General features: G+C 70.5%; 18 protein-coding genes. 8 read left to right on the forward strand and 10 right to left on the reverse strand.

What is annotated here, in order from left to right; genetic code table 11:
• Positions 1–90: 90 nt before the first annotated feature.
• The 5 genes from ACIBNA_RS37435 to ACIBNA_RS37455 all read right to left on the reverse strand — a co-directional run bounded on the left by ACIBNA_RS37435 (position 91) and on the right by ACIBNA_RS37455 (position 4,570).
• Entirely contained in the window at positions 91–1,110 is a 1,020-nt protein-coding gene (locus tag ACIBNA_RS37435) for a LacI family DNA-binding transcriptional regulator (protein ID WP_399169676.1), read from the reverse strand.
• A 114-nt stretch (positions 1,111–1,224) separates the two neighbouring features.
• The gene (locus ACIBNA_RS37440; protein ID WP_399169677.1) at positions 1,225–2,001 is read right to left on the reverse strand and encodes a carbonic anhydrase; all 777 of its coding nucleotides are present in this window, start codon (positions 1,999–2,001) and stop codon (positions 1,225–1,227) included.
• A 156-nt stretch (positions 2,002–2,157) separates the two neighbouring features.
• Positions 2,158–2,649: a pyridoxamine 5'-phosphate oxidase family protein gene (locus ACIBNA_RS37445; protein ID WP_399169678.1), complete on the reverse strand. Its 492-nt coding sequence runs from the start codon at positions 2,647–2,649 to the stop codon at positions 2,158–2,160.
• A gap of 129 nt (positions 2,650–2,778) precedes the next feature.
• Positions 2,779–4,047: an MFS transporter gene (locus ACIBNA_RS37450; RefSeq protein WP_399169679.1), complete on the reverse strand. Its 1,269-nt coding sequence runs from the start codon at positions 4,045–4,047 to the stop codon at positions 2,779–2,781.
• A gap of 94 nt (positions 4,048–4,141) precedes the next feature.
• Positions 4,142–4,570, reverse strand: coding sequence for a helix-turn-helix domain-containing protein (locus tag ACIBNA_RS37455; RefSeq protein ID WP_399169680.1), 429 nt, complete (start codon positions 4,568–4,570; stop codon positions 4,142–4,144).
• Between the two features lie 81 nt (positions 4,571–4,651).
• On the opposite strand from ACIBNA_RS37455, the gene ACIBNA_RS37460 reads away from it, so the two are divergent.
• From ACIBNA_RS37460 to ACIBNA_RS37470, 3 genes are read left to right on the forward strand one after another with little or no spacing between them, the layout of a single operon-like run.
• Positions 4,652–5,512, forward strand: a complete 861-nt coding sequence (locus ACIBNA_RS37460; protein ID WP_399169682.1) for a class I SAM-dependent methyltransferase — start codon at positions 4,652–4,654, stop codon at positions 5,510–5,512.
• 51 nt (positions 5,513–5,563) lie between these two features.
• Positions 5,564–6,274, forward strand: coding sequence for a ThuA domain-containing protein (locus ACIBNA_RS37465; protein WP_399169683.1), 711 nt, complete (start codon positions 5,564–5,566; stop codon positions 6,272–6,274).
• Complete coding sequence (locus ACIBNA_RS37470; protein WP_399169684.1) at positions 6,244–7,386, forward strand: Gfo/Idh/MocA family protein; 1,143 nt, start codon at positions 6,244–6,246, stop codon at positions 7,384–7,386. The genes ACIBNA_RS37465 and ACIBNA_RS37470 overlap by 31 nt, the downstream gene beginning before the upstream one ends.
• A 19-nt stretch (positions 7,387–7,405) precedes the next feature.
• Here ACIBNA_RS37470 and ACIBNA_RS37475 read toward each other — a convergent pair whose 3' ends face one another.
• Entirely contained in the window at positions 7,406–8,749 is a 1,344-nt protein-coding gene (locus tag ACIBNA_RS37475; protein WP_399169685.1) for a glutamate--cysteine ligase, read from the reverse strand.
• A 163-nt stretch (positions 8,750–8,912) separates the two neighbouring features.
• Here ACIBNA_RS37475 and ACIBNA_RS37480 point away from each other — a divergent pair, with 163 nt between their 5' ends.
• The 3 genes from ACIBNA_RS37480 (at position 8,913) to ACIBNA_RS37490 (ending at position 11,924) form a co-directional block, all read left to right on the forward strand.
• Positions 8,913–10,085: an MFS transporter gene (locus ACIBNA_RS37480; RefSeq protein WP_399169686.1), complete on the forward strand. Its 1,173-nt coding sequence runs from the start codon at positions 8,913–8,915 to the stop codon at positions 10,083–10,085.
• A gap of 174 nt (positions 10,086–10,259) precedes the next feature.
• Positions 10,260–11,138 (forward strand): SDR family oxidoreductase, encoded by an 879-nt coding sequence (locus tag ACIBNA_RS37485; RefSeq protein WP_399169687.1) that lies wholly within the window; start codon positions 10,260–10,262, stop codon positions 11,136–11,138.
• A gap of 57 nt (positions 11,139–11,195) precedes the next feature.
• Positions 11,196–11,924: a maleylpyruvate isomerase family mycothiol-dependent enzyme gene (locus ACIBNA_RS37490; RefSeq protein WP_399169688.1), complete on the forward strand. Its 729-nt coding sequence runs from the start codon at positions 11,196–11,198 to the stop codon at positions 11,922–11,924.
• 6 nt (positions 11,925–11,930) lie between these two features.
• On the opposite strand, the gene ACIBNA_RS37495 is transcribed toward ACIBNA_RS37490, so the two are convergent.
• Positions 11,931–12,326, reverse strand: a complete 396-nt coding sequence (locus ACIBNA_RS37495; protein WP_399169759.1) for a MarR family winged helix-turn-helix transcriptional regulator — start codon at positions 12,324–12,326, stop codon at positions 11,931–11,933.
• Between the two features lie 86 nt (positions 12,327–12,412).
• On the opposite strand from ACIBNA_RS37495, the gene ACIBNA_RS37500 reads away from it, so the two are divergent.
• Together ACIBNA_RS37500 and ACIBNA_RS37505 are read left to right on the forward strand one after the other, a co-directional pair.
• Positions 12,413–13,894, forward strand: a complete 1,482-nt coding sequence (locus tag ACIBNA_RS37500) for an MFS transporter (protein WP_399169689.1) — start codon at positions 12,413–12,415, stop codon at positions 13,892–13,894.
• Positions 13,895–14,092: 198 nt separating this feature from the next.
• Positions 14,093–15,340 carry an ABC transporter substrate-binding protein gene (locus ACIBNA_RS37505; protein ID WP_399169690.1) on the forward strand — a complete coding sequence of 416 codons (1,248 nt, stop codon included), beginning with the start codon at positions 14,093–14,095 and terminating at the stop codon, positions 15,338–15,340.
• A gap of 22 nt (positions 15,341–15,362) precedes the next feature.
• Here the strand turns inward: ACIBNA_RS37505 and ACIBNA_RS37510 are convergent, their stop codons facing one another.
• Genes ACIBNA_RS37510 through ACIBNA_RS37520 form a run of 3 tightly spaced genes read right to left on the reverse strand, consistent with a single transcriptional unit; the run spans position 15,363 to position 17,984 of the window.
• Positions 15,363–16,103 (reverse strand): ABC transporter ATP-binding protein, encoded by a 741-nt coding sequence (locus tag ACIBNA_RS37510; protein WP_399169692.1) that lies wholly within the window; start codon positions 16,101–16,103, stop codon positions 15,363–15,365.
• A 2-nt stretch (positions 16,104–16,105) separates the two neighbouring features.
• Positions 16,106–17,002, reverse strand: coding sequence for an ABC transporter ATP-binding protein (locus ACIBNA_RS37515; protein WP_399169693.1), 897 nt, complete (start codon positions 17,000–17,002; stop codon positions 16,106–16,108).
• Complete coding sequence (locus ACIBNA_RS37520; RefSeq protein ID WP_399169694.1) at positions 16,992–17,984, reverse strand: branched-chain amino acid ABC transporter permease; 993 nt, start codon at positions 17,982–17,984, stop codon at positions 16,992–16,994. Before ACIBNA_RS37520 ends, ACIBNA_RS37515 begins: the two co-directional genes overlap by 11 nt.
• Positions 17,985–17,986: the final 2 nt, after the last annotated feature.

The raw sequence follows: 17,986 nt of genomic DNA on the forward strand, positions 1-17,986 counted from the left end.
TGCGGTGAAGATTCGACACCTCCACCACACACGGGGGCCTTCGCCATGATCAAGCCCGGCCAGTGTTAACAACGCTCGTGATCAATACACCTAGTCGCCGGCGGCCGGGCGGGTGGAATCGCGCAGGACGAGGCCGGGGGCGAAGACGCGGGTCTCGTGGACGTGGTCCGCGCGGGCCTCGATCTCGTCGAGGAGCATCTCCACGGCCGCCCGGCCGAGGTCCTCGACCGGCTGCCGGACCGTCGTGAGGGTGGTGGCGCCGAAGGTCGCGATGTCGAGGTCGCCGTAGCCGACGACCTGGACGTCCTCGGGGATGCGCACGCCCCGGTCGGTCAGTCCGCGGCACAGGCCGGCGGCGAGGAAGTCGTTGGTGCAGAAGACCCCGTCGGGCAGTTCCCCGAGGTCGTGCGCGATCTGCGTGCCGTACGCGACGGTCATGCGCTCGGCGACGACCTGGTCCAGCCGGGCCTCGCGCCGGCTGCGCACGGCCTGCCGGGCACCCTGGTAGCGGTCGGCGCACTGGCGTATGCCGCGCTCGCCGTTGACGACGAGGACGTCGCGCGCGCCTCGGTCGAGGAGGTGTTGTACGGCGATACGGCCGCCGGCGATGTCGTCGACGGAGGCCGAGCAGCCCTCCCGGTCGGGCATCGCGCGGTCGGCCAGGACGAGCGGGATGCCCCGCTGGCGCAGCCGGGCGAGCCGGCCCGGGTCGGCGCTGAGCGGCACGACGACGACGCCGACGGCCCGCTGCTCGACGAGCATGCTGAAGTAGCCCTGCTCCCGCTCCGGGGCGTCCCCGCTGTGGCAGAGGACGAGGGAGTAGCCGTGGTCGTAGGCCGCGTCCGCGGCGCCCCGTGCGATGCGCGCGTAGAAGGAGTTGGTCACGTCGGGCAGCACCAGGCCGATGGCCGAGGCGCGCCCGGTGCGCAGGCCGGCGGCTCCCGGGTGGGGGACGTAGTCGAGCGCGGCGACCGCGATGCGGACGCGCTCGGCGGTCTGTGCGTTGACGCGCTCTGGCCGGTTGAGCACGTTCGACACGGTGGACACCGAGACGCCGGCGGCGGCCGCGACGTCCTGGATGCGCGCGGGGCGTGCCTGAATGGCGTCCACCCCCTCGCTGTGGAAGCCGTGCGACCAGGCACGACGGTGTCCTTCATGGGCGCCGCAAGTATAACGTGACCGGGCGTGGAACGTTTTTCCCGCCCGGTCGCCGTTGTCTCCGGGTCAGGCGGAGGGCGCGCCGGTGAGGACTTCCACGCGGCCGGTGTCGAGCGAGTAGTAGGCGCTGACGACGGCCAGGTCGCCCTTCTTCACGAGCGGGGCGAGGTCCCTGTTGGTCCGCAGCTCGGCGGCGGTCTGCTCGGTGTGGATCCGCACCATGGCGTCGACGGGGTCGGCGTGCTTCGCCCTGGTGGTCTCCCGGTAGGCGGGCCGCAGGGCGTCGGAGATCGCCTGGAGGTTGCCGGGCAGCTTCTTGCCGTCGCGCATCGCCTCGTAGGCCGCCTTGACGGCACCGCAGCGCTGGTGTCCGAGGACCACGATCAGCGGGGTGCCGGACGTCATCGGCCCGTACTCCACGGAACCGACGACCACCGGTCCCACGACCTGCCCGCCCGTGCGCATCACGAACAGGTCGCCGAGGCCTGTGTCGAAGACGAGCTCCGGCGGAACGCGCGAGTCGATGCAGGAGAGGATGACGCCGTAGGGATCCTGCGCCTCGGCGACGAACTCGCGCCGCTTGGGGTCGCGGTCGGGGTGCTGGAGCTTTCCGTCCACCCAGCGCTTGTTGCCCTCCATCAGCCGCGCGAACGCCGCCCAGGGCGAGTCCGGTCGCGGGCCCGCCGCGGGCGAGGGCGAAGGGGTCTTCGCCGCGCCCACCGCCGACGTCTTCCCCGCGTTCGTGCTGTCCGAGTTCGACGAACAGGCGGTGAGCATGGCTGCCGTGGCAGCCAGCCCACCGGTGAGTATGGCCCTGCGCTGCGGTGTCCTGGCGGTACTCATGTGGCCGTCCCTTTCGGTCTCCGTTCTCCCTGGCGGGAGCGGTGATCCAACTGTCGTGGGAGGCCGGTTAGCGCTCGTACAGCGCTGATGCAGCGCAGGAGAAGTGCTGTTCCAAAACGCGGGGAGTGAGGGCTTCGGACCCTGTGTGATCCCTCGTCACAAGCCGACTGTCGTGCGGTGCTCGTAGTCCAGCCCGTGTTCGGTGCAGCGTCCCTCCCCGCGCGGGCAGATCATCGAGTACTCGCTGACCCGGGCCCGGTACACCCGCCACGGGGCGGGCGGACGCACCTCCTCCGGGGCGAGGGAGCGGCCGCCGCGCCCGGCCGGGCCTGGGATCACTCGCAGGCCCTCCAGGGCTTCGTCCCCGTGGAGTTCCTCCGCCGTGGCCTTCAGGTACAGGGCGAGGGGGCTCGCCGTGCCCACCGGGGCCCGGGAGTCGTGCAGGACGATGCCGATCCCGGGCTCGTGGGCGATATTGCGGGAGTGCGTGACCTCGGGGGACGAGACCCAGTACAAGTCCCGCCCGTCCTCGGTGGAGTAGAAGACGGGCGAGGCCCAAGGGGCGCCGTCCACGCCGACCGTGGCCAGCACCATGTACAGGTTCCGGTCGATGATCGCGCGTGCCGCGCTGCGGGTGTCCTCGCTCATGCGGTCCCCCTGTTTCCGGTGTTTCCGGTCGGATGGGGGTCACTCTAGGAGCGCTTGCCGGGGGCTTGCGCGGCACTGGGGCTCGCCCGGCGTGAACCACACGCTCGGCGTGAACCGCACAACTGCCGGTCAGGGCTGGGCCGTGCCCGTCGCCGCCGCGCTCGGCGCCTGCGGTCCGCCGCTTCCGAAGCGAACCCCTTTGGCCTCCTTGCCGATCGCGCTCAGCAGGATCACCACGGCCAGCGTGGGCACGATGGTCCATGCCATCGCCGACGGATACCCGTGGCGCTCGGCGAGGGCCTCCTGGATCGGCAGGTTGAGCGCGGCGATCAGGTTGCCGAGCTGGTAGGTGACGCCCGGGTAGAAGCCCCGGACGGCGTCCGGGCTCATCTCGGTCAGATGGGCCGGGATGACGCCCCAGGCTCCCTGCACGCACACCTGCATCAGGAAGGACGACAGCATCAGCCAGCCGACGGTCGTGGACAGCACGAAGAACGGCACCACGACCAGGCCCCCGGCCGCCGCGATCATGATCGTCCGGCGTCGGCCCAGCCGCTCGGAGTACGCACCGAGCAGCACACCGCCGATCATGGCGCCGATGTTGTAGACGACGGCGATCGCGATGGAGGTGTTCGCGGACAGGTCCAGGCCCTTCTTCACGAAGGTCGGGTAGATGTCCTGCGTGCCGTGCGACATCCAGTTGAAGGCGGTCATCAGCGCGACCAGGTACACGAAGCGCCGCAGCACCGCCGGGTTCTTGAACACCTGGTACGCGGGGGTGCGGTTGAGCCGGACGCTCTTCTCCCACACCTCGCTCTCCTCCACCCGGCTGCGCACCCACAGCGCGACCAGTGCGGGCAGCAGACTGAAGGCGAACAGTCCCCGCCAGCCGAAGACGGGCTCGATGACGAAGAACGCCACCGCGGCCAGCAGGTATCCCAGCGAATAGCCGCTCTGCAACAGCCCCGACCAGAAGCCACGCCTGGAGGCCGGGATCTTCTCCATGGCCAGGGCCGCTCCCAGGCCCCACTCGCCGCCCATGCCGATGCCGTAGAGCAGGCGCAGCACCAGCAGCACGGTGTAGTTGGGCGCGAAGGCGCAGGCGAATCCGACGATCGAGTAGAAGACGACGTCGACCATGAGCGGTATGCGGCGACCGCGGCGGTCCGCCCACATGCCGAAGAGCAGAGCACCGATCGGCCGCATCACCAGCGTCGCGGTGGTGAGGAAGGCCATGTCGGTCAGGGACACATGGAAATCGTCGGCTATCTCGCTGTAGACGAGCACGACCAGGAAATAGTCGAACGCGTCCATCGCCCAGCCGAGATAGGCGGCCAGGAAGGCGTTGCGCTGGTCTTTCGTCAGACCCGCTGCCTGCCCTTTCACGGTCTTCAGCACTGCGGCCTCCCAAGTTCGGAGCCGAGGCTAGGCACGGAACACCGGGAATCGGGCAAAGCACGAACCACGATTGGACCAAGAGCGCCGACGCCCCTTACCTGCCGGGGACCCGCCTGCCCGGCGCCGCGACACCGCCGGACGCCGCGGCGTCGAGGAGGCGGCGGAAGGTGGGGCATTCCATGTGGCTCGGCGCGGGGCACGCGGCGGCATGGCGCAGGGAGTCGCGCAGGACGCCCAGTTCCCGGATCCTGTTGTCCAGTTCGTCCGCCTTGGCCGCCAGCATCCGCCGGTCGATACGCGGCCGCCCGTCCGGCGCGAACATGAGCGCGATCTCGTCCAGCGAGAACCCGGCCGTCCGCCCCAGCGCGATCAACGCCAGCCGCTCCAGAACACCGGGATCGTACTGACGGCGCAGGCCTCGCCGGCCCGTCGAGGAGATCAGCCCTTTCTCCTCGTAGAAGCGCAGGGTCGATGCCGGAACCCCGGCGCGGCGCGCCACTTCGGCGATGTCCAGTTCTGCCATTCTGCCTTGACCTCAAGTCGACTTGAAGTAGAACGCTGTCATCCCGGTACGACGAAGGCAACACCAGAAGGAGAGAAAGCCATGGACGCTGCGCGCAGGGCCGACGACGAGCAGCCGGCCCGCTGGAACGGGCGTGCCGGCCACGCCTGGGGCGATCTGAAGGGAGTGCTGGACGAGATGTTCAGGCCCATCGAGGAGCTCCTCGTCGATGCCGTCGCCGCCGAACAGGCGAGGCATGTGCTGGAGGTCGGCTGCGGTACGGGCGGTGTCATGCTGGCCGTGGCGCGACGTCTCGGTCCGGAGGGTCGCTGTGTCGGCATCGACATCTCCGAACCGATGATCAGCACCGCCCGGGAGTACGCCGAGCAGGAGGACGTACCGGCGTCCTTCGTCTGCGCCGACGCGCAGGACCACGCCTTTGAACCGGGCACCTTCGACGCCGTCATCTCGCGTTTCGGCGTCATGTTCTTCGATGATCCCGTCCGGGCCTTCGCCAACCTCCGGCGCGCCGTCAGGGACGAGGGCGCGCTGCGGTGCGTCGTCTGGCGCGATCCGGCCGAGAACCCGTTCATGACGACGGCCCAGCGCGCCGCGTCACCGCTGCTCCCGGACCTGCCCGTCCGCCGCCCGGACGAGCCGGGACAGTTCGCCTTCGCGGACGCGGACAAGGTCCGGCGCATCCTGGCGGAGAGCGGCTGGGCCGGGATCGACATCCGGCCGGTCGACGTGGTCTGCGCCCTGCCCGAGAAGGAGCTGGTCCGTTACTTCACCCGGCTCGGTCCGGTGGGCATGTACCTGCCCGAGGTGGACGAGCAGACCCGCGGACGGGTCGTCGAGATGGTCCGTGCCGCCTTCGAGCCCTTCGTGCACGGGCCGGAAGTCCGCTTCACCGCGGCCTGTTGGACGGTCGGCGCCCGAGCCTCGACAGCGAAATTTTCGTGAGGCCCGGCCCCCTTCCGGGAGCGCGGACGCCCGGCGCATAGTGAGATCACGATGACGCCGAAGAAAGTCCTGGTGGTACGCGGCGGCTGGGAAGGGCACCAGCCGGTCGAGGCAACGGAACTGTTCCTGCCCTTCCTGCGAAGCAACGGATATACCGTCCGGGTCGAGGAGTCGACCGACGTCTACGCCGACGCCGCCGAGATGGCCGGCACCGACCTGATCGTGCAGTGCATCACGATGTCGGAGATCACGCGCGAGCAGCTGGCGGGGCTGAGCTCCGCGGTCGTGGCCGGCACCGGGTTCACCGGCTGGCACGGCGGCATCGCCGACTCGTTCCGCGCCTCCTCCGACTATCTCCACCTGGTGGGAGGGCAGTTCGCCACGCACCCGGGCAAGGAACCGTGCGAGCGCCGGGGCGGACCGGAGGACAACTTCCTGCCGCACACCATTACCCTCACCGAGACCGGCCGCGAGCACCCCGTCACCGCGGGCATCGAGGACTTCGAGCTGCACACCGAGCAGTACTGGGTGCTCCACGACGACCTCATCGACGTCCTGGCCACCACCACGCACCCCACCCGGGCGTGGGAGCCCTGGCACCGGCCGGTCACCTCACCGGCGGTCTGGACGCGCCGGTGGGGCGCCGGGCGGATCGTGGTGACGACGCCGGGGCACAGCCTCGACGTGCTGGAGAACCCCAACGTGCGCACCATCATCGAGAGGGGCATGCTGTGGGCGACGCGCACCGCATCGGCGTCGTAGGGCTCGGAGTCATCTCCCGCGCGTACCTGGACACGCTGGTCGGTCACCCCGCCGTGCGCGTGACCACGGTCGCCGACCTCGACGCCTCCCGGTCGGCCGCGGTCGCCGCCGAACTGCCCGGCGTGCGGGCGCTGACCGTCGAGGAGCTGCTGAGCAGCCCGGACGTGGACACGGTGCTGAACCTCACCACCCCCGGGGCGCATGCCGAAATCGCCCTCGGTGCCATCGGTCACGGCAAGAACGTCTACGGGGAGAAGCCGCTCGCCGCCACGCTCGACGACGCCCACGCCGTCATGGCGGCCGCCGCGCGGGCGGGCGTCGGTGTGGGGTGCGCGCCGGACACCGTGCTGGGCACGGGGGTTCAGACGGCGCGGGCGGCCCTGGCGGCGGGGAGCATCGGACGCCCCCTGTTCGCCTCGGCCGTGATGGTCACCCCGGGCCACGAACGCTGGCACCCGCACCCCGACTTCTACTACACCGAGGGCGGCGGCCCCCTGCTGGACATGGGGCCGTACTACCTCTCCTCCCTCGTCCATCTGCTGGGTCCGGTGCGGGCCGTGACGGGGGCGTCCAGCCGGCTGCGCGCCGAGCGGGTCATCGGTTCCGGCCCGCGTACGGGAGAGCGGATACCGGTGGAGGTGGACAGCCATGTCTCCGGTGTGCTGGAACACGTGGGCGGGACGCTGACGACGATCACGACGAGTTTCGACGGGGTGGCCACCACGGCGTCCCCGATCGAGGTCCAAGGCGAGGTGGGAACCCTCGCCGTCCCGGACCCGAACCGCTTCGGCGGCGACGTACGGCTCTTCGAACTCGGCGACACACAGTGGCGCACGCTCCCGCCGTCCGCGGGCTACGCCGACGGCGCACGGGGCCTCGGGCTGCTCGACTTCATCGCCGCCGACGGGCAGCGGGCACCGCGCGCGAGCGGTGAACTCGCCCTGCACGTACTGGAGACGATGACCGCGCTCCTGCGTTCGTCGGCCGAGGGACGGCGGATCGAGCTGACGACGTCGGCGCAGCCGCCCGCTCCCGTCCCGCTGACGGCCGCCGAGGAGTGGCGAGGCCCCGCCGAGGAATGGGGCGGCCAGGCCGCGCCCAGTCCCGCGTGATCCTGTGATGTCGCGACGGTCAGTCCACGGGCCAGGTGTGCGCGGGCGCGTTCATGTGCATGTAGTCCATATACGTCGTGGTCATCTGCCGCAGTGCCTCACGCCGGTCGGAGACGCCCGCCTTCTCCAGGTGGTGGACCGTCTCCGCCTGCCACAGGGCGCCGTTGCGGGCGGTGACACAGCGCTGCTCGATGACGCCCAGCAAAGGTTCGCGCCAGGCCGCGTCCATGCCGGCCAGCTCCAGGCCCCGGTGGGCCAGCGGCAGCAGGCGACGCAACACCAGTTCCGTGACCGGCACTTCGCCCGTGCCGGGCCAGTAGATGCGGGCGTCGATGCCGTCGCGGGCCGCGGTGTGCAGGTTCTCCTCGCGCAGATGCGGGCCGCTGTCGGTGACGGCGTAGACGGGGCGGTTCCAGCGGTAGATCGTGCCGTTGTGCAGGGTCAGTTCGCCCAGTTGCGGAACGCCGCCGCTGTCGAGCGTCTGCTGCGGGTCCTCGTCGTCGCACAGCGGCAGCAGGGCCGGGAAGTAGCGCACGTTCTCCTCGAAGAGATCGAAGACGCTGGTGATCCACCGGTCCCCGAACCACACCCGGGGCCGTACGCCCTGGGCCTTGATCTCCTCGGGGCGGGTGTCGGTGGCCTGCTCGAACAGGGGGATGCGGGTCTCGCGCCACAGCTCCCTGCCGAACAGGAAGGGCGAGTTCGCCGCGAGGGCGATCTGCACGCCGGCGATGGCCTGGGCCGCGTTCCAGTAGTCCGCGAACTGCTTGGGGGCGACCTGGAGATGGAACTGGGTGCTGGTGCAGGCGGCCTCGGGAGTGATGGTGTCGGCGTACGTCGACAGGCGCTCCACGCCGTCGACCCTGATCCGCAGGTCCTCGCCCCGCGCCGCGAAGATCTGCTCGTTGAGCAGCCGGTAGCGCGGGTCACCGGAGAGGGCGGCCTCGCTGACGTCAGCCTCGTCCAGGGTGGGCAGGATGCCGACCATGATCAGGTGCGCGCCCACGGCCGAGGCACGGTCCTCGGCGTGGTTCAGCGCGTCCCGGATCGTCTGCTCCCAGGCGCCGGGGCCGCCGGTCGTCAGCTCCCGCGGCGGGATGTCGATCTCCAGGTTGAAGCGGCCCAGCTCGCTCGACCAGGCCGGGTCGGCGATCGCCTGCAGCACGTCGGTGTTGCGCATCGCGGGCAGCCCGTGGTCGTCCACCAGGTTGAGCTCGATCTCGAGCCCGACCCGGGGGCGCTCGCTCTCGAAGCTGGACTCGCGCAGCATCCGGGCCAGCACCTCGAGGTCGGTCTGCATCTTGGCCCGGTACCGACGGCGGTCCTCCCGGGTGAACACCAGGGCCGGCACGTCACGTCCCATGTACGCTCCCGAGTTCCCTCGGCGGATGGCTCTCGTCCCAGCGTCGCACCTTCTCGTCCCGGCGGCGCACCTCGTCATCCCGGCTTTGCGCCTTGTCGTGGTACCCGCACCCACCTAGCCTGAGTTTGTGCCGCAAATAAACAAACCCCGAACGCACAGTGCCGTGCCGGGCAACGGCAACTCCCTCACCCGACTCCGCACGGCGATCACCGTCTTCTTCGCCCTCGACGGCTTCGTCTTCGCCGGCTGGGTCGTGCGCATCCCCGCCATCAAGGAACAGACCGAAGCCTCCGCCAGCGCCCTCGGCCTCGCCCTCCTGGGCGTCTCCGCCGGAGCCGTCGTCACCATGATCCTCACCGGCCGGCTGTGCCGCCGCTACGGCAACCACCGGGTCACCGTCGCCTGCGCCGTCCTGCTCTCCCTCAGCGTCGCCCTGCCCCCGCTGACCCACTCGGCCCTCGCGCTCGGTCTCGTCCTGCTGGTGTTCGGCGCCGCGTACGGCGGGATCAACGTCGCCTTCAACAGCGCCGCCGTGGACCTCGTGGCCGCGATGCGGCGGCCGATCATGCCGAGCTTCCACGCCGCGTTCAGCCTGGGCGGCATGATCGGCGCGGGGCTGGGCGCCCTGGTCGCGGGGTCTCTCTCCCCCACCCGGCACCTGCTGCTGCTCACCGTCGTCGGACTGCTCGTGACCGCCGTGGCGGGCCCCACGCTCCTGCGGCAGAAGCCGCCGGTGCCGCCGGAACGGGAACGGCCCGCGAAGGGCGCCGCCCCGCGCCGCCTGGACGGCCGTACCCGGGGACTCGTACTCGTCTTCGGCCTGATCGCGGGGTGCACCGCGTACGGCGAGGGGGCGCTGGCCGACTGGGGCGCCCTGCACCTCGAAGAGGACCTGGGCGCCTCGCCGGGTGCCGCGGCCATCGGCTACTCCTGCTTCGCGCTCGCCATGACGGTGGGCCGCCTGACCGGCACGACGCTCCTGGAGCGTCTGGGGCGGACCCGGACCGTCGTGGCGGGCGGTGCAACGGCGGCGGCCGGGATGCTGCTCGGCTCGCTCGCCCCCGCACTATGGGCGGCCCTGCTCGGGTACGCGGTCACGGGCATCGGCCTGGCGAACCTCTTCCCCGTGGCCGTGGAACGCGCGGGCGCGCTCGCCGGTCCCAGCGGAGTCGCCACCGCCTCCACGCTGGGTTACGGCGGCATGCTGCTGGGGCCGCCCGCCATCGGCTTCATGGCGGACTGGTTCTCCCTTCCGGCCGCGCTCACCAGCGTGGCGATCCTTGCCGCCGTGGCCGCGCTCATCGGTTTCGCGACGCGCCGCGCCGCGGCGCGCTGATCCTTCCACGACCCCGACCACTGACACGTGCATACGGAATGCGGGCCGGGCCACAGCCAACCATGTCCACGGCCAGGTGGTCCGTACCCCGGCATCGGGGTACCCGGGGCCTCGCCCGTTGTGATCACAGGGTGTGATCACCGGGCCGTACGCCATGGACAAGGAGGCAGACCCGTGACCGATCAGCAGCACCCCGGCGACCAGCACCCCACCCCGGAGTTTCCCTCCCAGGACCAGCCGCACCCGGGCTGGACCGGCCCCATGGACCCGCCCCCGGACCACGGTGAGAAGTCCTACCGGGGCAGCGGCCGGCTGTCCGACCGCAAGGCCGTGATCACCGGCGGCGACTCCGGGATCGGCCGCGCGGTCGCCCTGGCGTTCGCCCGGGAGGGAGCCGACGTGATCTTCACCCACCTGGACGACGAGAAGGACGACGCCGCCGAGACCGCCCGGCTGGTCGAGGAGGCCGGGCGGCGTGCCGTACCCGTCTCGTGCGACGTACGGGAGGAGGAGAACTGCCGGGCGCTGATCGACCGTGCCGTCGCGGAGTTCGGCCGGATCGACGTCCTGGTGAACAACGCGGCGTACCAGATGTCGCAGCCCGACGGCATCGAGGCGATCTCCACCGAGCAGTTCGACCGGGTGCTGCGCACCAACCTGTACGGCATGTTCTGGCTGTGCAAGCTGGCCCTGCCGCACATCCCGGAGGGCGGCAGCATCATCAACTCCACGTCGGTGCAGGCCTACAAGCCCAGTCCGCATCTGCTGGACTACGCGACGACCAAGGGCGCGATCGTCACCTTCACGCAGGGGCTGGCGCAGATGGTGATCGACAAGGGCATCCGCGTCAACGCCGTGGCGCCCGGCCCGGTATGGACGCCGCTCATCCCGGCGACCATGCCGGACACCCGGAAGTTCGGCGAGCAGGCGCCCATCGGGCGGCCCGCACAGCCGGCCGAGATGGCTCCGGCGTACGTCTTCCTCGCCTCCCAGGACGCGTCGTACATCACCGCCGAGATCGTCAACGCCACGGGCGGCACACCGCTGCCGTAGCGCCCCCCGGGAAGATTCCGGCGCTTGGAGCGCGCTCCATACGGCAGACTCGGCGCCATGGAGACAGCCGAGTTCCTGCAAGCGCTGGACACAGAGGGCCGGTTGCTGGCCGCGGCCGCCGAGGAGGCCGGGACGGACGCCAAGGTGCCGACGTGCCCTCAGTGGCATGTGCGCGATCTGCTGCGGCACACGGGCGCGGTGCACCGCTGGGCCGCGTCGTACGTCGCCGAGCGGTACACCGAGCGCCGCCCGCTGGATGAAGCCCCGGACCTCGACGGCGCGGAACTCGTGGCCTGGTACCGCGACAGCCACCGCCACCTCGTCGCCACGCTGGCCGACGCCTCCCCCGATGTCGAGTGCTGGTTCTTCCTGCCCGCGCCGTCCCCGCTGGCCTTCTGGACCCGGCGGCAGGCGCACGAGACGGCCGTGCACCGGGTCGACGCCGAGTCCGCACGCGGAGCCGGCACCACCGCCGTCACCCCGGACTTCGCGACCGACGGCATCGACGAACTGCTCCGCGGCTTCCACGCCCGCTCCAGGAGCCGGGTGCGCACGGACGAGCCGCGAGTCCTGCGGGTACGCACGGACGACACCGACGCGGTATGGACCGTACGGCTGTCATCCGAGCCGCCCGTGACCACGCGCGGCGCCTTCGGGGAAGCCGAGTGCGAACTGTCCGGCCCGGCCGAGAAGTTGTACCTGGCGCTGTGGAACCGGGCTCCCCTGCCGTCGGTCACGGGCGACCAGGCGCTCGCCGAGCTGTGGCGGGAGACATCGGGGATCTGACCGGACTCAGCCGTCCGCCAGCATCCGCGCCAGCACCGCACGCTGCACGGGCAGCACCTCACCGTGCAGCGTGCGCCCCTTCGCCGTGAGCGCCACGCGAACTCCCCGCCGGTCCTCCGGACACATGCAGCGCTCGACGAGCCCTTCCTTCTCCAGCCGGGCGATCAGCCGCGACAGCGCGCTCTGACTCAGATGGACCCGCTCGGAGATCTCCTGGACACGGTACGAGGGAGTGCCCTTCGCCGCCCGGCGCCCGGCGAGGACGTCGAGCACCTCGAAGTCGCTGGCGCACAGGCCGCGGTCGTGCAGAACCCGGTCGAGTTCACACTGTGTTCGCGCGTGCAGCGCCAGAATGTCCCGCCACTGTTCCACGAGCGCCTGCTCGGCCTGCTTCGCCGCCATGCGCGGCACCGTAACAGAGAACCAGGTTTGTTGCACCTGAATTAAATGCATTTGCATCTCATGCATGCGCATGTAGTGTCTCGGCCATGACCTCTCCGCTCACCTCCCCCACGTCCGACGGACGTTGGACTCCCCGGCTCTGGGGCACCCTGTTGGTGCTCTGCGCCGCGATGTTCCTGGACGCCCTGGACGTGTCCATGGTCGGCGTCGCGCTGCCCTCCATCGGTGCCGACCTCGGCCTGTCGACCTCGGCGCTGCAATGGATCGTCAGCGGCTACATCCTGGGCTACGGCGGCCTGCTGCTCCTCGGCGGACGCGCCGCCGACCTGCTGGGCCGACGCCAGGTCTTCCTGGTGGCGCTGGGCGTCTTCGCGCTGGCCTCGCTGCTCGGCGGTCTCGTCGACTCGGGGCCGCTGCTCATCGCCAGCCGCTTCATCAAGGGCCTGAGCGCGGCCTTCACGGCCCCCGCCGGCCTGTCGATCATCACCACGACGTTCCCCGAAGGCCCGTTGCGCAATCGCGCCCTGGCCATCTACACCACCTGCGGCGCCACCGGCTACTCGATGGGCCTGGTCTTCTCCGGCCTGCTCACGGAGGCCAGTTGGCGGCTCACGATGCTCCTGCCCGCTCCCATCGCGCTGATCGCCCTGCTCGTGGGCCTGAAGCTGCTGCCGCGCAGTGAGCGCGAACGCGGCCAGGGTGGCTACGACATCCCCGGCGCGGTCCTCGGCACCTCATCGATGCTGCTGCTCGTCTTCACCGTCGTCGAGGCGCCCGAGGTGGGCTGGGGATCGGCCCGGACCATCCTGTCCTTCGCCGCCGTCGCCGTCCTGCTGGCGGCCTTCGTCGCCGTCGAGCGGCGCAGCCCCAGCCCGCTCATCCGGCTCGGCGTGCTGCGCTCGGGGCCTCAAGTACGGGCCCAGCTGGGCGCGTTGACGTTCGTCGGCAGCTACATCGGCTTCCAGTTCCTGGTGACCCTGTACATGCAGCAGTTGCTCGGCTGGTCGGCGTTGCACACGGCCCTGGCCTTCCTGCCGGCGGGCGCGCTGGTGGCGCTGTCCGCGACGAAGGTGGGGGCCATCATCGACCGGTTCGGCACGGCCCGGCTGATGGTGCTGGGCTTCGCCCTGATGGTGACCGGCTACGTGCTGTTCCTGCGCATCGACCTCAATCCGGTCTACGCGGCGGTGATCCTGCCGACGATGCTGCTGGTCGGCTCCGGCTTCGCGCTGACCTTCCCCTCTCTCAACGTCCAGGCCACCAACGGCGTTGACGAACACGAGCAGGGCATGGTCTCCGGGCTGCTCAACACCTCGGTCCAGGTGGGCGGCGCGATCTTCCTCGCCGTGGTGACGGCGGTGGTGACGGCGAACTCCCCCGAGCAGGGCAACGCCTCCCCGCAGGCCGTCCTCGACAGCTACCGGCCCGGGCTGGTGGTCGTGACGCTCATCGCCCTCGCCGGCCTGCTGATCACCCTCACGGGCCTGCGCACCCGGCGGGAGCAGCCCTCCGTCGTGGTCGCCAAGTCCACCCCGAAGGAGACGGAGCGCGTCGCCGTACGCGACTAGGGAGCGTATCCCGTGGTGATCTCGACGCCCTGCGTGACCTACGGAGGGAGCGCAGGGCTGGGGCGAAAACAACAATAAAATGAAAAAGTGTACGTTTCATTCTTTTCCGGACTTCGAATGAGTTCTACCCTCAGGTACAGATGGCGGGCGGATGGCCGGCCAGTCGACCACCGCCGCCTGTAACGAGCGGAGGCGGAGATGAAAGCGTCGATACGGCGGTCCGCGATCTTCGCAAGCGCGGCTGCTCTTGTGATAGCCGTCTGCGGTACGACGGGCACTGCCCAGGCCGAGCCGGGCGATGGTGAGCTCCAGTTCGGCTACGTCCTGCCGGAGACGGGACAGCTGGCCTACCTGGGCCCGCCCCAGATCGAGTCGTTGAAGTTCGCGATAGAGAAGGTCAACGAAGCCGGCGGAGTCCTGGGCAAGCCCGTGCCGACTGTGGTCTCCAGTGACGAGGCGGGCCAGGAGGCCGTTGCCGCGCAGTCGGCGGACCGGGTCCTCGCGGCAGGCGTGGACGCGATCATCGGCGCCGCGGCTTCCGGCATGTCGCTGTCGTTCATCGACCGGGTGACCGGAGCGGGCGTCGTGCAGTGTTCGGGGTCGAACACCGCTCCCACCTTCACCGACTACGAGGACGACGGCTTCTACTTCCGTACCGTCCCGAGCGACGCGCTGCAGGGGCCCATCCTGGCGGATGTCGTCCGCGATGACGGCCACAACCGGGTGGCCCTGGTCGCACGGGCGGACGACTACGGGCGCGGCCTGATGGAGGCCACCCGGAAGTCGCTGGAGGAGCGCGGTGCGACGGTGACGCTCGCCGAGACCTACGACCCGAAGGCGACCAACTTCGACCAGGTCGCCCAGCAGATCGAGAACTCCAGGCCGGACGCCGCCGTGGTGATCGCCTTCGAGGAAGGCGCCCAGATCCTGCAGAGCATGATCGAGTCCGGTCTCGGGCCCGACCGGATCGGCGTCTACGGCGCCGACGGACTGCGCAGCGAGGAGCTGCCCTCGCTGGTCGCCCCGGGTCAGCCGGAGAGGCTCTCCGGGATGAAGGGGACCGCGCCGGCATCGGCGGAGAACGAGCAGTACGTGAAGGACCTCAAGGAATTCGCGCCGAAGCTGAAGGAGCTGCAGTTCGCGCCGCAGGTCTTCGACTGCGTGACGACGATCGCGCTCGCCGCCGAGAAGGCGGAGTCCGACGATCCCGGCGAGTACGTGAAGGAGATGAACGGGATCACCAAGGACGGCGAGAAGTGCAACTCGTTCGCCGCCTGCAAGGAGCTGCTCGCCGACGGCAGGGACATCGACTACGACGGTGTGAGCGGTCCGCTCAACTTCACCGACAAGGGCGAACCCGGCCAGGCGACGATCGAGGTGTACGGCTACGACGACAAGGGAGCGTTGCAGACCCTGCGTACCGAGACCAGCAGGGCCGAGGAGTGACCGGGAGGAGCGACACCGGGAGTCAACGGACGCGGGCGAGCGTGCCGAGGTAGAGCTCGATCACCTTCTCGTCGTGCAGCAGGGCCGTACCCGTGCCGGTGTACGCGTTGCGGCCCTGGTCGAGGACGTAGCCGCGGTCGCAGAGCTGAAGGCACCTGCGGGCGTTCTGCTCGACCATGAGCACGGCGACGCCCGCGCTGTTGATCATTCTGCACCGGTCGAAGACGTGGTCCTGATGGAGCGGTGACAGGCCGGCCGACGGCTCGTCGAGCAGCAGCAGCTGCGGCTCCATCATCAGCGCGCGGGCCATCGCGAGCATCTGGCGTTCGCCGCCGGACATCGCGCCGGCCTTCTGCCTGCGGCGGTCGGCCAGCACGGGGAAGAGCTCCTCGACCGCCGCGACCCGCCGCGCGTGGTCCTTGGGCCGCAGATAGACCCCCATCCGCAGGTTCTCCTCGACGGTCAGCGTGGGGAACACGTTCTGCAGCTGCGGTACGTAGCCCACGCCCCGCCGGACCAGCTCGTGCGCGGGCCGGCCGGTCACGTCCTCACCCCGCAGCCGCACGGTCCCGCCGCGCACCCGCAGCAGCCCGAAGACGGCCTTGATCAGCGTCGACTTGCCCGCGCCGTTGGGGCCGATCACGCCGACCACCTCGCCCGGCCGCACCTCGACACTGCATCCGCGCAGCACATCGACACCGGGGACGTAACCGGCGACGATGTCGTCGGCCGCCAGCACCGGTGCCTGTTCCTCGGTGGACATCGCTACTCCTGCCTGCCCTTCTCCTCGCCCCTCGCCCCGCCCTTCTCCTCGGTCGCCTCCGGCTCGTCGTGCCGCTTGCCCAGGTAGGCATCCACGACGGCGGCGTTCCGGCCGATCGTGTGCGGTGGGCCCTCGGCCACCAGGTGGCCGTCGGCCATGACGGCAACCCAGTCGCTGATGCCCATCACCACGTCCATGTCGTGCTCGACGAAGCACACCGTCAGCCCCTCGTCCCGCAACCGCGTGATGTGTCCGAGCAGCGACTGGGTCAGCGCGGGGTTCACCCCGGCCATCGGCTCGTCGAGCAGGAGCATGACCGGCCGGGTCATCAGCGCGCGGGCCAGTTCCAGCAGTTTGCGCTGACCGCCGGAGAGCGTGCCGGCATGGTCGTCGCGCAGCGCCCCGAGCCGGAACCGGTCCAGCAGTTCGTCGGCCCGGCGCTCGAACTCACGCTCCTGCCCACGCCACAGCGGCCGCAGCAGCGCGGGCAGCGCCCGCTCGCCGCGCTGCCCGGGCGCGGCGAGCAGCAGGTTCTCCAGCACCGTGAGCCGGGCGATCGCCCTGGAGAGCTGGAACGTACGGACCATTCCGCGCCGCGCCACCCGGTGCGCCGGGGCGCCGGTGAGCGGCTGTCCGTCGAACGACCACCGGCCGCCGTCGGCCCGGTCGAACCCGCTCACCACGTTGAACAACGTCGTCTTGCCGGCGCCGTTGGGCCCGATGAGCGCCGTGATGGCCCCGCGCTGCACCTCCAGGTGCTCGACCCGCACGGCGACGAGGCCGCCGAAGGTGCGGGTCACCTGGTCCAGGACCAGCAGGGGATCGGGCTTGCGCACCCCCGGCTCGGGATCGATCGCGGAGAGCCGGCCGGTGTGGGGCACGACAGGGTCAGCGGCCACTGAGCAACATCTCCTTCCGGCTGCCGAGGATGCCCTGTGGCCGGAACGCGACCAGCAGGATCAGGGCGACCCCGACCAGGGCGAAGCGCACCGCGCCGACCTCCGAGGTGCTGATGAGGTCCGGCGAGATGTACTCGGCGTCGATGGCCTGGCGCAGCGCGCTGTCGAGGAAGCTGAGGACGAACCAGAACAGGACCGAGCCGACGACCGGCCCGAGGATCCGCCCGGCGCCTCCGAGCACGAGCAGCGTGTACAGGAAGAACGTGACGCCCGGATCGTAGTTGTCCGGGTTCACGGACTGCACCTGGATCGCCTGCATCATGCCCGCGACCGCCCCGATGACGCCGCCGAGCACGAGGCTCTGCATCTTGTACGCGTAGACGTTCTTGCCGAGGCTGCGCGCGGCGACCTCGTCATCACGGATCGCCCGGATGACACGGCCCCACGGGCTGTGGATCAGCAAGGCGAGCAGACTGCCGACCACGAGCACCAGCGCCCATCCGACGATCATCACCCAGAGGTCGCGGGAGCTGAACCTCACGAGCCACACGCCGTAGGTGCCGGGCTCGATGGGGCTGAGCGCGTAGAAGTCGTTCGCGAACCTCTGGAGCCCGAACACCCCACCGGTGACCGGCTCGGCCCAGTTTGAGCGGTAGAACAGCCGTAGCGTCTCCCCCGCCGCGATCGTGGTGATCGCGAGGTAGTCGGCGCGCAGCCGCAGGGTGGGCAGGCCGAGGAGCAGGGCCAGCACCATCGCGCATGCCATTCCGCCCAGGACGCCGAGCCACATCGGGCCGTCGTACGTCGACACCGTGATGGCGAGCCCGTAGCCGCCGACCAGCATGAATCCGACCTGGCCGAAGTTGAGGAGCCCCGTGTAGCCGAAGTGCAGGTTCAGCCCCATCGCGGCGAGCGCGTAGACGGCGGCGATGGGGCCGATTCCCGAGCGCAGGGCGTCGGAGACGATGGCGGAGAAGTCCATGG

The organism is Streptomyces sp. NPDC050164, assembly GCF_044459945.1.
Lineage (GTDB): Bacteria > Actinomycetota > Actinomycetes > Streptomycetales > Streptomycetaceae > Streptomyces > Streptomyces coeruleorubidus_A.